We start from the raw sequence: 17,205 nt of genomic DNA on the forward strand, positions 1-17,205 counted from the left end.
TGCTCAAAATATTTTTGATGAAAATTATTGCCCAATCTGGTATTAAAAATTAGCGAAATTGAAATCTTGTTTGATATATAGATAAAAGAGACAAGTGTAACAAGACTTCTGGAGAATTGCTATATTTCGTACTAACGATGATTTCCAGTATTAGCAAAGTCATTTTCTCTTGACTCTTGACTCTTGACTCTTGACTTTTGACTCTATCCACTAATTTGTGACAGTAGAGCGATAAGCTGGAAAGAAATTTGATTTTAGTAAGGTTCCTACTTGGCTATTTAAAGCTTTGGCTCTTAACTCCACTAGATGAGCATATCTTTCTTCATTAATGGTTAATCTCAGCGTCAAAAAATTCTGAGATTTTTGTGAAAAACCCGCTTTAAAATTGTAAACACCATCTTTTCTTCCCCCATATCCACCCCCTAGATGCAAAAGTTTATTACCCCGTTCTTTTGCCCATAACCTGACATAATCAAACAGTAGTTTATCTGGGGAAAATTTTAAAAACTTATTTTTTGTACCACTTAAGTAAGATTGAACTATTCCACTACATTCTGTGAATAGACAAGCGCACATAATCTCACATTCAAATTCTACAATTCCTAAGTGCAATTTGCTACCTAATTTATGTAACAAATTCCTAAAATATTCTTGCTGAAAGTGATATAGCTGAGGCGCGCCTACTCGTTGCATTGTTTGATAATAGATTTCTAAAAAATCAGCAAAATATTTGTCAAAATCAACAATTTTAGCTTGCAAACCATAACGTTTCTGGCGATTAATATCTTTACGATGATCCGAGCGAGTCTGCCGCCATATTTCTTCAGCAGAAAGTGTTAAATCTACAGCTATTGTTTCTCCACTAATTTGGCAAATATGAGGAGGATAAACTTTCTCCAATCCAGCATTTAGTATAGGATGTAACCGGACAAAGGCTGAACAGATATTTTGCTGTCTAAATCTAGATATTAATTCCTGCATTGCTAATTCGAGAAAATCTGGTGAACTAGCCGCAGCTTCACTTAATAAAATCCCAGGATAGCCATAAGGAGAAATTACATCAAAAAGTTCTGGACTTTCTGTGGGATCAGCAAAAAAATCGTGACAGCGACGTAGTAAATAAGGTAAAAAAAATAGTTTTTCTCCATGAGAAATGACAATCGCCTGGGGAGTAGTATTAGTTCTTAGGGATTCTAAATATACATATTCTGGTAAGTGGTAAATATCATGACGTACGGTTTGCAAAATCTGCATCCACAAAGGGTTATTTAACTCGATAATTTGAATATTCAACATAAGGGTTTAATCCCATGCACTGAAAAGTCTAAAATGGTATTAACGAATTTGACGTACCAACATAAAAGCTTCAGCCGCACCCAGGCTAACAGTTGCACCTCGTAACTTAGCTAAAGCTGCGATCGCATCTAAAGAACGAGGATGTGGTGGTTCTTTGATCTGGCTTTGATAGCAAGTCATGGCTTTGAGCTTGTGCTCTAAATAATCTGTAATATCGACAAATACCGTCGGGATAAAAGCCTCATCGCCGGAAGGGGGTGCCCATTCTGTTTCGGAAAGAGTTTCATAACAAAAAATCTCACGCACAGAACAACCATTAATGGGGCGACTTGCAACTAATGTGGCTTGATAGACGAGTCGGTGATCGGCATGAATATCACCTCGATGTGGCAAGTAAATAATGTTGGGTTGCAGTAAGCGAATTGCCGTGCCAATAGCATCAGCTAACTTATATCCTGGGTAAATATCCAGCTTGGGAGCGAGAAAATCCAGAAAACTGACGCTGGATATCCCTAAAATATCGTGAGATGCCTTTAACTCTTGGCGGAGTCGCAACTGTACCTCTGCTGGATAAATATCTGGATCGCCACAGGTAACTATAACAGCGTGAACCTCATCCCCATGATCTACATGACGTGCGATCGTCCCTCCACAACCTAAAACTTCATCATCTGCATGGGGTGCAATAACTAGTACATTGTTTTTCATAGCTTCACTAAATCACGCCCTACAAAATTTCTCGTTTCTGCACCGCAACAAAAAAGAGTATCTAAAATTGACAAGTCAGGGATAAAGCCTAATTCCGAAAAGGCTTGAGGATAGGCTGGGTAAGCGAACTCTTGCCAAAGTAAATCAATCCCCGCCGCCGCAAAAGCTTCTAAATCCATATATCTTTTACCTCCCACACCAGATAAGTAAGTATCCGCACCTACCGCTTGACAAATATTGATTAGTAGTTCTGTTTTGTTACCTTCTACACCCAATGCAGACATATACACAATCGGTTTATGAATGTGTAAAACATCCATCACCCATTGAATCAGTGCCATATCGAGTTCACACAGATAACGCCAATCTTGATTTAGTATTTGTTCCAGTTCTGGCGCATACTGATGAAAGTAGGGAGTACGAGCATAATTTGTGACAAGAGTTTGCCAAAGCTTTCGCGCCCAAGGTAATTCTGAGTTAATTAACATCTCATTGATTCGTTCTTCATCTCTGTGGCGATGGAACACTGGTACAGTTAGCCATTGCACTCCATTAGCGGTTTTAATTCTGTTGCGGTGTTGAATTCCACGCCGCTGAAACTGCACACTATCCATAACTACAAAAATGTCGCCTTGTTGTAGTTTGTGAAAGAATCCCAGGTAGGGCAAAAATTGTGCTTGGTGAATTACCGCTATTTTCATAAGTTATTAGCCAAAATTCAAATGATAATTAACCACAGATAAACGCAGATAATAAATACTTATGCCAGAGGCTCAATTTATTGTGCGTTTGATAGATAATATCCATAAAATGACTATTTATCTATTGTTTTACTGTCCGATAAATTTGCATCTTTGATATATACTCCTTCCTTGCGAAGCACTACAGGAATCGTTCGCAAGATAATTAATATATCTAACCAAAAACTCCAGTTATCTACATACCAAACATCAAAGTTAATTCTCTGTTCTAAGCTATTATCTAAGCCACCATTAACAGCTTCCCAAGCTGTAAGCCCAGGTAACATTAATAAACGTTTCTTTTGCCAATCGCTGTAGTTGAAGAGGCTAGCAACTAATAGTGGTCTAGGGCCTACTAAACTCATATCGCCACGAAGAATATTAAATAGTTGTGGCAATTCATCAAGATGGTATTCGCGCAAGAATTTACCAATAGGAGTAACTCGTGGATCTCCGCGAAAGGTATTCAGTCCAGCACCGAGATTAATTGCGCCATCAACCATTGTGCGAAATTTATAAATCACAAATGGTTTTCCTAGGGTTCCTAGGCGTGTTTGACAAAATAAAATTGGGCCAGGTGAAGTTAATTTAACTGCTAAGGCAATTGTTAGTAAAACAGGTAATAAAAGGAAGATGGCTATGCTGGCAAGAATAATATCTAATAACCGCTTATATATTAGTTGCCATTTCATTTTTGGATGCTCTGTCAAAAATGAATTTTTAACTTCCTGCCATTGTTCTTCTGTCCATACATCTATAAAAATATTACCATAATTCGGGAATGATTTATTTTTTTGAAATTTATTTTTCATCAGAAATGCACTCCTTGGTTTTTTTTTAAATTTTGCAATTACCAATGCCCCATGCCCCATGCCCCATGCTCAAACATAAACAGGATAATTCACCTGATTTAAAGCCTCTGCATATAAACTTTCATGCAGTTGCAAAATGTGTTGTAAATCGTAATTAGCCATAATTTCCCAGCCGCGTTTACCCATAGCTTTGGCTTCTTGGGGATGGTCTAATATATAGGCGATCGCATTTGCTAATTCTGCAATATCTCCCAACTGTACCAACAAACCACAACCGTTCTCTAGCAAATCGCGAATCCCGCGAATGTCGCTACCAATCGCCGGAACTTGCATACACAAAGATTCCATAATACTTCTGGGTAGCCCTTCTTGTTCGGAGACGAGTATAGTAGCAATCGCACTGCCAATTAAAGTTGCAATATCCCGTCGGAAACCTAAAAAGCGCACCTGGGTAGAGATTCCCAGTTCCTCTGCTAACTGCTGCATCTGTGCTTTTAAAGGCCCATCCCCAGCTAAAGCCAAGCAACTATTCGGTCTAGCAACCTCAGCAAAAGCCCTTAATAAATCTTGATGACGCTTGCGCGGGATAAACTCGGCAATACATAGTAATAGCTGAGTTTCTGCTGTTAATCCCATTTCTTGCCGTACTTGCAAAATCCCATCTGATGCAACTGCATTCACATTGTATTGTTGCAAATCCACCCCAATTCCCGGCATATAGCGCACCCTCTCTGGAGGTACGATATGATACTGCTTCGCTGCTTCTTCATCCTCGTGATTGATCGCTACGAGGTAGTCAGTCCAGCGACCAGCTAGTTTTTCCAGCGCCAAAAAGATAGCGTTTTGTATAGATTCGCCTCCACGGTAAAAATTCAAACCGTGAGATGTGTAAATTATCTTGGGTGTTCCTTCCTTTCGGACATCTTTTAGAGCATAGCGAGTCACAAAAGCAGGTACAGCTATATGTACGTGAACTATGTCGTATTTTTCCTTGGCTATTACCTGACGGATTTGCGCTGGAGCAATTAAAAGATTTCGTGGATTCAGGGGATTGCGGGCAAAATCCACATCCCAAACGCGGTCAAAAGTTTGCAAACACTCAACATCATTTGTCACCCTATATGCCATAGCATCTACGCGCCAACCCCTAGCACGAAAGTAGTCAGCAAAGGGTAAGAAAAAGGCGCGGAGGGTTTGAGGAAGGGTAGTAATGATTAACAGTTTCATGGGGATTGGGGATTGGGGACTGGGGATTGGGGATTGGGGACTGGGGACTGAGGATTGGGGACTGGGGATTAGGTAGATAAATGTTTATTACCAATTACCAATTACCAATTACCCAATGACAAATGACAAATGACTAATAACTAATGGCTTTTGAGTACAGACGCGATTAATCGCGTCTCTGCAACCTTTGACCCTTGACTCTTGTACAAACAACTTCTACCCTCTACTTGCATCCAATTCTCTGTTTTTTCGCGCAGATATTGGTATAAATTATTTCTTCTAGATTGCAATAACTGTTCTCTGTAATTTCTGGCTTTCTGCAAGTTCTGGGCGGACATCTGAGCCATGCGGTTTGGGTCTTCTATGACTTCGCAAATTTTGTCTGCTAACACTAGCACATTACCCGGAATTACCATATCTTCATCGGGTAGAAGTTCGGGAAAACCGCCGACTGTAGAACCGATGCAAGGTAAACCCCGTGCCATAGCTTCAATCATTGCCCTTGGTAAACCTTCTTGATGGGATGGTAAAACAAATAAATCGACTCTATCTAACTCGGCGCGTACGGCATCCCCAGCTGGTAACTCACCACAAAAATAGACGCATTCTTTTATACCTAGTTTGGCGGCTCTGGCTTCTAATTCTGGTCGGTGTTGACCATCTCCTACTAAAACTAGCTCTAGATTTAGTCCCAGTTTGAGACATACAGCAACAGCATCAATTAGCACATCTGGAGCTTTATACAGTTGATCCATTGTGCCCACAGTAATGATAGTGAACTGAATTTGATTCTGGCGAGGGAGACGGGGAACAGCGACAAAAGCCTCATCAGGTAATTCGACGCTGGAATAGTTTGTTGAGAAAGCTTCCTTGGCTGGGGGATAACGTTTTTGCAAAGCAGATTCAGTCACATAAGCTACTGCACAAGCTTTCATACACTGTTTTTGCAACTGACGCGGAAACCACCACCGGAAAAAAGGACGTAAAGGATTTTTGACTGCACCAGGCGCAAACACATCGTAGGGATCGCCTATTACTTCTACAGCGTAGGGATAATCATATCTGCATAACAGCGAATGCAAATGGCTGGCGATTTGGGAGGAAACACGCAAAATTACAGCATCACCAGGGGTAAAGGCATTTTTGATTGCCTCTTTGACTTTCTCTGCTATCAAAAGATACTGCCAAGGCCCTATGTAATAGGGTACAGCAGCAAAAGCAACGCCCTCGCCGTCCGCCCGTTTCCAGTGAGATGGAACTGACTCAACTTCGCGGATACGAGCAATTACCCGCACATGGTCAAACACTGCCAAATAACGTTGATAGAATGAATGGGCAAATGTGGTTTGTGTCCAAACTGCTCCGTCGGGAGTGCGGTCAAAACGATGGTCTAAGGTGAGGAGCAGATTCATTTTACTTTGCTGCTGTGGTGATGCCTGGTTCATTTTGATAAGCTCCGATTTTTATGGCGTTGCTCAATCTTATATAGAGTGTGCTTGTTCAGAAATTTAGACTTCAAATGACGAGGTTCTAAATTAGGATTAGGGATAACTTTTCTGTCAGAAGTGAGGAAAATTACAAAGCTTGCTAAAGAGCCATTTTTAAACAGAAAAAATATGTAATTATCTGAATCACTGGCAAGAATGATAAAACAAAAGTTTATCAAAAAAGGTAACATTAATAAGCGGTCATCTCCCATTGTCCAATTACACAAACACCGCCGCACTTTGCCGACAACAATACCTAGTGTAATAAACGCAATTGGAACTACATAAGGGCCAAAATTGAGCATTGTTTCACCAGCAAGTCCATACACTTTGGAAGAGTTCAAAAATATAGGATCGTAAGTGCCTTTACCATATTGAACTTCTGTGCCTTCTTTCATCTTATCTGGTGGTTTATCCGGCATGATAGCGCTGGGTATGAGCATGGTTAATGCTGGTAAATATGTTCGACCCCAAGCATATTCATAATCACTATCTTGGCGTAGAATTCTGTAGAGTAAAAAAGCTTGAACATCACTTCTACCAAGGTCTTGTAAGACTAAACTCTGCCAAGACCGCCCCGATTTTTCTTCTAAAGTTACACGTGCTTCTTGCCCTTGTAAGGCGGTATTAACTGCTTCTAAACCTCCTGTTTTAAAAAAACCATATATATACATAAATAAAACCAGAAATACTAGCCCGATCGCAATTTGCTTTTTAGAAATTTGGCGCAGCCAAAAATGAATAATTCCTACTGCCCAAAACATTGCCCAAATTGTGTTACTGCGGCTACCTCTGAGTCCACCAAATAAAAATTGTAATATCAAAAATATAATTAAAGCTGCTAACAATACTTTTACATTATGCAGTGGTTTTTTATGTTGGGCATAAATGGTAAATGCCATCATTGCCAAAATTGGAAAGCTTTCTGAAAGTACAAATAATATGCCCATGCCTTGAAACTCATTTTCTCCGCCTCCCATAGCAGATCTATTAGCAGCTTCAATATAGTTAAGGATGCCACCAAATTTTTGATAAACCAGCAGCTGTAAGCTGGCAGAAATTATTAGCGCTATAGAAATAATCGGAAAAAAACGCCGATGATTGATTTGCCAAATTGTCTGTGTTGGTTGATTTTTAGTGGCATTAAAAATAATGTTGCGGGTAAAACGATAAATCCCCAGACCTAAAAAATTGAGTATAGCCATACCACCCAACCAAGGCCGCCAGTCTGTAGGGGGAATGATATCTGAATCAATCCAAAAGTCCAAACCAACATGCAGTAGCGGCGCGACAAAAAAGAAATGAAACCCTAATAAGCCGATAATTCCTACTGGATCGAAAAGATTCAATTGACCGCGAAACCAGTCAATAGCATCAATCCCAATGAGAATGCCACACAAGGTAACGGGAATGACAAACCAGTGCAAAAACTGTCCGGAAATTTGTAGCAAGCACAAGATGGTCAATAAACAGATAAAAACAGCAATGACCAAACTATCTGGATATATAACTTGCGATCGCACTTGGCGTTGGTTCATACCATAACCTCGCAAGCTAGTTGTGTTTGATACATCCTTTGGAGGTTTTGTACAGATGTTTCAATATTAAATTGACTTTGTTTTACCAATTGCCAAGCAGAATTATGAGTAATTTTAGATACAGCATTTCGTTGTTCTAAAATAGCCTCCGCCCACATAGAAGCAGGCTGTGATAGTGATAATCGTCGTATTAATGGCTTAATTACATCGGCTTCATCTGGTACTATATTTGCAAAAATACAGGGTAATCCGGTAGCTTGTGCTTCAATTAATACTAAAGCTAACCCCTCATGCAGAGATGGTAAAAGGAAGACATCCATTGCACCTCGCATTAATCTCGGAATATCCGATCGCGAACCAGCAAAGATGACGCGATCGCCTAAACCCATCTGCAAAACTCGGTCGAAAATTTCTGATTGCAGATAGCCTTCTCCCAATAGTAACAGGTACATTTTGGGTTCCCGTTGGGCGATTTGGGCAGCAATTTCAATCAAAAATTGATGATTCTTTTGCGGGTGAAACCTACCGACGTGACCAATCACAAAGGCATCGGCAGGGATATTGAATTCAGCGCGCACAGCTACCGGATCGACAAGATTTTGGAAGGGTTCGAGGTCAATGCCATAATATAGAAGCTGCCAGCGCGGGTCAGCTTGCCATTGAGAACCAAACAAGTCGGCAACGGCTTTGCGACTGCATCCTAAACCCAAGGTAGCGTTATCGGCTATCCAAGATTTCATGACAGAACAATACCAACGTCGATATAATCCTGACTTTGCATGTTCGGCGGAAATATCGTTGTGGCTGTGGGCAATGCGGATAGGTACACCTGACAGCCTAGCTAACCGCAGAGTATAGCCACTGAAGTGGTGGAGATGGCTATGCACAATGTCATAGGGGCCGAATTCGCGGAGAATTTGCCGGAAGTTGGCGGCGTAGTCCCAAGGTCGCCAGCGCTGTAGAGGACAGGGAATGATCTGACTACCCAAACGGCGAATTTCATCATCGTAAGCACAGGGATCTGTGGTGTGAACTAAAAAGTCCATCTGAAAGCGATCGCGATCTAGATGTCGCAGAATATGCATCAACCAAGTTTCAATCCCACCTCTTACCATCCCGCCAATGACATGGAGGATACGGATAGGCGTTGGATTAATTTGTCGATAGTTGGTGATTTCCCTGGAATTTGTGTAAGTTTTCACGTCAGTTCCTCACGATTCACGAATATTTACCACTGCTTGAAAATTAGGACTCAGCATATAGCTGGTACTGTGAGGTTGGTTCTCCAAAGAGAGAAGGACTGTCTTTAGTCGTTGACGCTGGTTGTGATTTTGGGGTTGAATGGCGATCGCTACCGTATCTGCACCAACGGGAATTGTGACTGTACCAGGAATTTTTTGGTAATCTCTGCCGTTTTTTGCTGTTCCCCGAATGGTATATTTCACTGTTAAAGGTTTGCTCTTGTCCCCTGTACGTGTAATCCGAAACTGCCCAGCATTTCCCTGAGATGCATACAGCGCGCTGGCTCTGATGTTCACAATCGTGGGATTGCTGCTGGTAAACTTTAATTGCACATACTGATTTTGAATATCGAAATAGGCATCTTGGGGATTTGAAACCTTTTTACCCTCAATGCAGAGATTGTCAAAAACAACGTTGCTGATATTGCGTTGGGCATCATATCCCAGAAAAACTGATTTTGCACCACCGCGATGCTCTACTGTCAGGTTATTAATAAAGATATTTCTGATATGCCCAAAACGTTCAGGTGATGAATCTGGGTCTCCTGAACCCACCCTAATTAGCCAGGTAAATAGACGGGCAGATTTATCATCTTCTGGGGTATTAAGAATATCTTCTACTCGAATATTTTTGAAGTAAATATTCTCAAAATATCCCCCAGAAATTGGCCAAAATCCTGATAGTTCGTTGGCAAATACCACATCTATATTTTCATAAGTAATATCTTTAATATAATTGGGGATTTTTGTTGCCGCTATTTTGAATCCGTTGCCATTATAGAAAACGGAATTCCTCACATTAATATTCTCATTATTATGAATCTGACTCTCGCGATCGCCACCATGAGCAGTGGCATCATCTGTCCCAACATAAAGTACATTGTTAATTGTAATATTTCTCGAAGACCAGAAATCAAAGCCATCTGTATTTAAAAATTCTGGTTGAGGATTAGCTAAAATTTTGAGATTATCAATTTTGACATTTTCTGAATAAGACATCCACACATTCGCGACTGCTGGGTCTTTGAGTAGGATATCTTGCAACCAAATGTTTTTGGCATTTTTGAGTAAGATTAAAGTGTACCATCCTTTTCTAGGTCGCCAATAAGAACCATTGCCATTAATAGTTCCACGCCCAATAATTTTGACGTTCTGAACATTTTCTAGTTGCAGTAATCCCCGACCATGAGCAGGGTCTGCTTCTGTAATTGCAGCTAATACAGCGCCTGGAGCTAAATATAAAGTGATATGGCTTTTGAGGTTAAGTTGGCGTGTTTTGTAAACACCTGCGGGAAAATATAAGATGCCATGATGTTCGGCAACATCATCAATGGCTTGTTGAATTTTGTCGGTAGCATTGATTTTACCTGTGTTATCTACTTGGTAATTGATGATATTAGTTACTTGTCGATCACCTAGTTGGGGAGGATTTTCTTCTAAGGGATCTGCCAAAATAAACAATTTCTCATCTAAGGAATTAACGTGATGTAAAATCAGCTTTCTGGGAACAGTTAAAGAAAAGGAAATTTTGTTACCCTGTTTGCGTGATGGCAGTTTGTAACTTTTGGGGCTAATTGTGTATTTATTAACCTTTTCTTTGACTTGAATTTCAATATTAGCCGTACCTGCAAAGGCAAATTGTACATAACTTAAAGAGTTATATTTTTCCACAAATACAGGTTTGTTATTTACCGTAACTGAATAGATACTACTGGCGGTAGCGGTAGTCAGTGGCGGATAAAGTTTCACTATGCTGGCAGCAGGTGGTGCAGTGCTGTTCAAAGAGGAAAGAAAAAAGTTAAATAACACTGCAATCAATAAAGAAATCAGCAACAATTTTCGGGGATTAATTTTTTTATGCCACCACTGCTGGCGGTGACTGAAGTTTGTGTAATGCATGAATGATTACTCCAAAACTTTGGTGAATCACAATTGGTTATTCACTTTTTAAAGCCAACAGCGCAAACATTATAGGTAAAACATCTTTCTCTGCCGCGACCACAAATTAGGAAAATACTTCTGTGTAAAAGATACTCAATTATCAGACGCAGATTACCAATCAAATGAGCAGAACGAATAGGTACAATTCGGCAATTTTTTAAGCCGCCTACTTCCATTAATTGCAATAAAGAGGTACTAGTAAAAGCCCGCTCATGTGTAAAATCCATATAACGGGAATAACATCCTGTTAAATTGGCGGCATTTGGAACTCGACAATAAAAGAAGCCACCAGGTTGTAGGGCTGATACTGCTGCTTCCACCCATTCCAAACATAAGTCTTTTCCTGGTATATGTTCCAATACATCTGTACAGAAAATGCCAGAAAACTTGTTGGGGTGTTGTCGCAAATAATGAAGTCCTTCGTCGCAATCAATTTCAATACCAGGCAAATTGCGGATTGCTATTTCCACCTGACTGACTGAGCTATCAACCCCGATGGGAACAATACCTGGTTGCTGGGAAAGCCAATTGAGAAGAAAGCCCGTCCCACAGCCTAAGTCGAGGACTTTGCTGTTAGGGGGTAGCGCCTTAACTAGCTCTCCATACATCAATTGCATGGCTTGAAAATCTCGGAGTGTGAGTGCTTGGGGTTCGATGTTGTCGTTAATACGACCATAAAAGTCTGCATAGGTTTCAATTAAGCGATCGCGAACAGAACTCATGATTGTTTTCCTTTGTTAATCAAGACTAAAATGCCGATGGGCATGATACATGTCGCTACGTTAGCTGCACATAAAGCCCAGGTAGCACCAATCAGACCATAGGTAGGAATCAGTAGCAAAGAGGCTATAGCTGTAATCCCGGTCATCATTAGATAAGGCAGCAGAAAATAACTAAATGCTCTGGTTGCAGTGATGCCATACCCTAAAAAACTGCCGATGTATCCAATAGCTGCTGCTAGCATCAACCAAATCAAAATATCTGAATGCTCTGCATACTCAGGTTTGTAGAACAGGGTGAGAATCTCACGACCAGCTAATAAAGCTACAAGAATAGCAATTCCACCTAAACAAGCACCAACTGCAACTAACTTGATGAGAAGTGTGCGGAAAGCCTGAGTATTCTCTTGTGCGTAGTATTTTGCCAGTCGCGGACTAGCTGACTGTCCTAGCGCCAGTACTACCATGTTGCCTGCAACCATGAGGTAAGCCATACTGGCAAAAATACCCAGCGATCGCTCACCTAAATAGGATTTGATTAGGTAGCGAGGAATATTATCGTTGAGTGAAATTAGCATCATGACTAAACCCAAAGGCAGAGAAAGCCAACTCAATTTTGCTAATGTTTTCAGATGCCAACGTGGTCGCCAGCGACTGTGGCTTGGGGATTGCGAATTCCCAAGAGAAGTTTTCAAAAGCCATACACCACTAGGAATGTCGTAACCTACAAGCACAAAAGCCCAAGCCAAGATTAATCCCACTACACCCCATACTAAATTGCCTGATATGTAGACTCCCGTACCTAAAAACAGCAGTGACAGAGAACCTTTAATCATCAACGACATGGCGATGCGATCCATACGTTCATGCTGCTGAATTAAGCCGTAATAAACGTCACTAATCGACTCAAATGCTTTTGCTAAACCCACTAACAAAATAATCAGCGATGTCTGCCATTGGTATCCAGATATTAAAGCGATCGCGGCAATGACTACCAGTGCTATTGTTGTACCCAGCAGCCTCAAACCCAAGTAATCGCTAAATAAATACTGTTGTTTGGCATCTGTTGCTTGAACGGCTCGTAGTTGCAAATTAGTAAACATGATCACAGGTGCCGTGACAGCCAAGCCTAAAGTAAACTGTCCTACCATCTCTGGACTGCCGAGTTTAGCCATCACTACCAGCATCCCCCATTGGCAACCTGCATAGACAGCATTACCAATGAATGTCCAAGAAAAGTTATACTTCAGCGTTAGTGGTGTGAGTTGTGCCATAGCCTCTGTTTATCTGTTGATAGGTGTAGACACCGAGATCATTTCTTTCCAGCCATCGCATATTTGCCAGTGAGGAAATAGTAGGCAGATGAATAACGCCAACGGAAAATAGGATCGATCAACGGATTCACCGCTACTTTGGCAGGAATCTGTCTGACGGGAAAACCCATTCCTTCCTTGAAGGTCGAGAGTGCTGGATCTGTAGGAGTATGGTAACCGTAGACAATTTCACGAATTTTCCCCGAGCGGCGACAGGCTTGCACAAACTCAAAGACTAAGCCTGTACCAATATAAGCTGATAGTGCTTCGGTGGCCAGCAAGGCTCTTTCGATATAAGCTGTGCCGTCAACTACGTAAGTTGTCATATAGCCACCTAATTTATCGTTGATTAATCCTGCAAAAACATAACGCTGTTCAGAGGGTATATGTTTTGCCAGTTGAGATAAATAAACTTTTTTAGGAATTACTTTGCCGCCAAATCGAATTGTTGCCGAATAAAAAACTTCATATCCTTGTTCCTCTAAGAGTTCTGGACTCAATAACTGCAAAATTTTTGCGCGTTTGTGACATCTTTTTAGGTGATTTCTCCGATTTGCTGACAGGCTTTGCAAGTTGTAGCCTTCAACATCAGATAGTAGATGAATGGGGATTGAGCCATTAGCTGCTGCCGCATCAGCTTCGCACAAAGAAGCGCGAAATCCTAAGTGAATTTTTTTGGGGCAAGTTGCTTGCTTTACAGTCAAACGAGCTAGTAAATTAATGGGTTCATAAAAACCAAATTTTGTCTGTTTCCAATAATGCCCCTGATGGTAGAAAATTTGCATTCCTTGCTGGCGATACCAATCAGCTGCTGCTTCTTCGTTCATGGACAAGATTACAGCTTCAGAATTAGTTGGCCTTATCTGTAAATTAGTCATGGATTAATTCCCCTTCAAGTTCTCCCTCGCTTGAGAAAAAGCAAATTACTTGCAAGTTTACATATCTTGACTGATTGTTAACTTAGTTTCTCGCTATTTATGCTTCTTGAGGTTTCAATTTTCCTCGTTCATTGATATGGGAATTTGTCTTGGCATAAATATTTTGTGCGGCATTAGCTGACACTTTATTTCCTAAGGATTTGGGTTTATATCCTGGTACTATTTGTGCCAGCAAAAACATAATATAATCCCCATCATTTCTCTCTGCTGCTTTACACAAAGACTCGACGACAACATTAATACTCTCTGGGATAATCCGACTGGCATTTTTCACAACTAAGAGCTTTTGATGTTCGGTGGGTTCATATTCTTCTCCGGCAATAAACAATTCTTCAAATAACTTTTCTCCGGGTCGCAAGCCTGTAAACATAATCTCAATGTCTTTGTTGACTTCGTATCCCGAAAGGCGAATGAGTTCTGCGGCTAAGTCCACAATTTTGACTGGCTGTCCCATGTTCAGCATTAAGACTTCACCACTACGACCAAGAACAACGGCTTGTAAAACTAGTTGAACTGCTTCCGGTATGGTCATGAAATAACGGCAGATTTCGGGATGGGTGACGGTCACAGGGCCACCTGCGGCGATTTGCTTTTTGAAGGTAGGAACGACACTTCCCCTACTACCTAAGACATTGCCAAATCGCACAGCTACATAGGGTTTACCGCTTTCTCTGGCGGCTTGCAGTACTAACATTTCTGCCACTCGCTTACTAGCACCCATGATATTTGTCGGGTTCACGGCTTTATCTGTGGAGATCATCACGAAATGTTGAACACCATATTGCAGTGCCATGTCCAACAAATTTTTAGTACCTACAACATTGTTAGTAATTGCTTCTGCTGCATTGTCTTCCATGAGAGGTACGTGTTTATGGGCTGCAGCATGAAAAATTACATCCGGTTGGAATTGCTCAAAAGCATTTTTTAATCGCGATCGAAAGCGAATATCAGCAATAAATGCAGAAATTCGTGGGATGTTTGGTTGGGCTTTACTACCCTGTTTCAGGACTGCTAGTAGTTGTTCTAATTCCTGTTGGATATTAAAGACAGAATTTTCACCATGTCCAATCAGGATCATTTGCGTGGGACGACATTGAAAAATCTGCCTGCACAGTTCGCTACCAATTGAGCCACCTGCACCTGTAATCAGGACTTTTTTACCTGTAATAAATTTGGCGACTTTCTCAATATCTGTCTGTACAGATTCCCGTCTGAGTAAGTCTTCAATGCGGACATCACGAATGTTGTCTACCCGAACACGACCATTGAGAATCTCATGTATTCCCGGTAGGGTACTAGTGTGAATGCCTGTGGCTTTGCAAATGTCTACAATCTCCCGAATCACTCCCCCAACTACGGTAGGCATTGCAATGACTACTTTTTGGATCTGGAGAGATTGAATTGCTTGGGGAATGTGGAAGCGATCGCCAACTACAGGAATCCCGCGAATACGTAAGTTCAATTTTTGCGGATCGTCGTCAATATAGGCTACCGGATAAAAACCTAGTTGGGGATTTCTTTGCATCTCTTGCACTAGTGAAACCCCAGCACTACCCGCACCCACTATTAAGACTCGTTCGGTTGTGGGAGACAATACTGTTTTTTGGCTAGTTTTATCAACAGCGCGGACGCTAAAACGCAGCGCACCCACGAAAATAAAAGACAGTAAACCATCAATAAATGGTAGGGATTGGGGAAGTTTCTTAATAGTCAAATATGGTATGTAGTGAAAAGCATCGAAGACTAGGCTTTGAATAACTACCGCAGCCAACATTAACATAGCTATATATGTTAGTTCTTCAATACTGGCATAGCGCCAGTAACGTCGATAAAATCCCAGATGCCAAAATAAAATTAGTTTAATTGCTAAGAACAGGATTGTGGCGATTTCTAGTTCTGTGATATATGCCTTTAATGCCAAAACTCCATCTAAGCGGAGAAATAAAGCTAATAATGGTGTGATTGCAAATAAACAAATATCACAAATTAATAAATGTTTATTTTGCAGTTTTAGCAATCCGCATAAGAATGTTTGGGCAACTTTTCGAGATGCCGACTGAAAGCTAAACATTAGGTATTTCATGCTCTTAGAGCTTTTCACCCCGGTAAACGATCAATGTTTATTGTTCAAACAAGCCTTGAAGTTTTATGAAAACCAGGCAAAAAATTTATTTTTGTTATGGCTAAAACTAGCCATAATTTTACTGAATAAATTCTGGATGATACTTCTGAAATTTGACTTTTTTTGCTGAATACTAATGAGCGCAAATCCCTACAAGATTTATTGCAATCATCATTCTTGAGAGTAAATATTTTAATAAATATTTACTCTATTAATTGAATATCAGTTATGGAAGTTATGGAAATCTAGTTATTTTTTGCCATCTTCTTAGTATCTATAGGCTGGGAATAAACCAACTAAATTGGCATCAGTGAGCCATGCCACACTTTACAGATTATTGCCAAAATTAAAGAGGAATCCTATAGATATTATTGATGCCAATATAGACCTATATACTGTCAGCAATACACTCTGGTTTGACCGCGAATTAGAGTAGCCTATTGCTGCAATATAAAAAGCACTAATTTTTGACACTTCGTCATTGAGAGCAGCCAACCTACATGACCAACTTGAAATATTTCCAATATTAAAACTAAATTAATATTGAAAAATTCTTCTTATTATAATGAATTTCGCCGCTAAAAAACCCAAGATGAGTACGTCTAAAGCAAGTTATTTTGAGGTTGAATTTGATGGCTACTCTTTGGGAAGCCTCTCCAATTCTAAATTTTCGCAATGATGAATACGATTCTCAAAGCAATTTTCTCAAACACGCACACCCTGTTTATCGCGTTGTGCATTTCCACTTAAGTTTGATACACAACTATTTTAGGTAGATAATTTTTCCTAAACTTTCTGAGTTACCTCAGCGATAAACCATGAATGTTAAATCAGTTTGTTTTTATTTAATCTGTCAAAGCTTGGCGTTAATTTCAGATTAATTTGTCAGATGTAGTAACTATCCTCCTAGAGATAGGTAACACTGAGACTATTTACAGCTTTGTCTATAAACTATATATCACTTTATTCTTGCGAATGTATATATGAGTTTATAAATTGCAATATCTCAGATACTAAGCTTTTATCGACTTTTTTAGCATATTTTACTCATTATTTATATATAGATTTCATAAAATTGCTAACATAATCTCCGTAAATTTATATAGATTTCATGAAGCATTGC

Annotated in this window: 13 protein-coding genes; all 13 read right to left on the reverse strand. The window is 40.3% G+C overall.

Annotation, left to right across the window (positions count from 1 at the left end):
* Positions 1-210: 210 nt before the first annotated feature.
* Positions 211-1,296, reverse strand: coding sequence for a GNAT family N-acetyltransferase (locus tag HG267_RS30655; RefSeq protein ID WP_309227780.1), 1,086 nt, complete (start codon positions 1,294-1,296; stop codon positions 211-213).
* 39 nt (positions 1,297-1,335) lie between these two features.
* Complete coding sequence (locus HG267_RS30660; protein WP_045873134.1) at positions 1,336-2,004, reverse strand: PIG-L deacetylase family protein; 669 nt, start codon at positions 2,002-2,004, stop codon at positions 1,336-1,338.
* Entirely contained in the window at positions 2,001-2,705 is a 705-nt protein-coding gene (locus tag HG267_RS30665; protein WP_045873133.1) for a WbqC family protein, read from the reverse strand. Before HG267_RS30665 ends, HG267_RS30660 begins: the two co-directional genes overlap by 4 nt.
* Before the next feature lie 113 nt (positions 2,706-2,818).
* Entirely contained in the window at positions 2,819-3,556 is a 738-nt protein-coding gene (locus HG267_RS30670) for a sugar transferase (RefSeq protein WP_045873132.1), read from the reverse strand.
* Positions 3,557-3,625: 69 nt separating this feature from the next.
* Positions 3,626-4,783: a glycosyltransferase family 4 protein gene (locus tag HG267_RS30675; protein WP_045873131.1), complete on the reverse strand. Its 1,158-nt coding sequence runs from the start codon at positions 4,781-4,783 to the stop codon at positions 3,626-3,628.
* A 140-nt stretch (positions 4,784-4,923) separates the two neighbouring features.
* Complete coding sequence (locus HG267_RS30680; RefSeq protein WP_063749843.1) at positions 4,924-6,228, reverse strand: glycosyltransferase family 4 protein; 1,305 nt, start codon at positions 6,226-6,228, stop codon at positions 4,924-4,926.
* On the reverse strand, positions 6,225-7,808 hold the full coding sequence (locus HG267_RS30685) for a hypothetical protein (RefSeq protein ID WP_052335343.1): 1,584 nt from the start codon (positions 7,806-7,808) through the stop codon (positions 6,225-6,227). Before HG267_RS30685 ends, HG267_RS30680 begins: the two co-directional genes overlap by 4 nt.
* A complete protein-coding gene (locus HG267_RS30690; RefSeq protein WP_235623109.1) occupies positions 7,805-9,010 on the reverse strand; it encodes a glycosyltransferase in 1,206 nt (401 codons plus the stop codon). Before HG267_RS30690 ends, HG267_RS30685 begins: the two co-directional genes overlap by 4 nt.
* Before the next feature lie 9 nt (positions 9,011-9,019).
* Positions 9,020-10,948 (reverse strand): glycosyl hydrolase family 28 protein, encoded by a 1,929-nt coding sequence (locus HG267_RS30695; protein ID WP_045873130.1) that lies wholly within the window; start codon positions 10,946-10,948, stop codon positions 9,020-9,022.
* Positions 10,949-10,989: 41 nt separating this feature from the next.
* A complete protein-coding gene (locus HG267_RS30700; protein ID WP_045873129.1) occupies positions 10,990-11,712 on the reverse strand; it encodes a class I SAM-dependent methyltransferase in 723 nt (240 codons plus the stop codon).
* Positions 11,709-12,983 carry a lipopolysaccharide biosynthesis protein gene (locus HG267_RS30705; protein ID WP_045873128.1) on the reverse strand — a complete coding sequence of 425 codons (1,275 nt, stop codon included), beginning with the start codon at positions 12,981-12,983 and terminating at the stop codon, positions 11,709-11,711. The genes HG267_RS30700 and HG267_RS30705 overlap by 4 nt, the downstream gene beginning before the upstream one ends.
* Positions 12,984-13,021: 38 nt before the next feature.
* Positions 13,022-13,900, reverse strand: coding sequence for a hypothetical protein (locus HG267_RS30710; protein WP_228045690.1), 879 nt, complete (start codon positions 13,898-13,900; stop codon positions 13,022-13,024).
* A gap of 97 nt (positions 13,901-13,997) precedes the next feature.
* Positions 13,998-16,043, reverse strand: a complete 2,046-nt coding sequence (locus HG267_RS30715; RefSeq protein WP_045873127.1) for a polysaccharide biosynthesis protein — start codon at positions 16,041-16,043, stop codon at positions 13,998-14,000.
* Positions 16,044-17,205 lie beyond the last annotated feature (1,162 nt).

The organism is Tolypothrix sp. PCC 7601 (genome assembly GCF_025677855.1).
Taxonomy (GTDB): Bacteria; Cyanobacteriota; Cyanobacteriia; order Cyanobacteriales; family Nostocaceae; genus Aulosira; species Aulosira diplosiphon.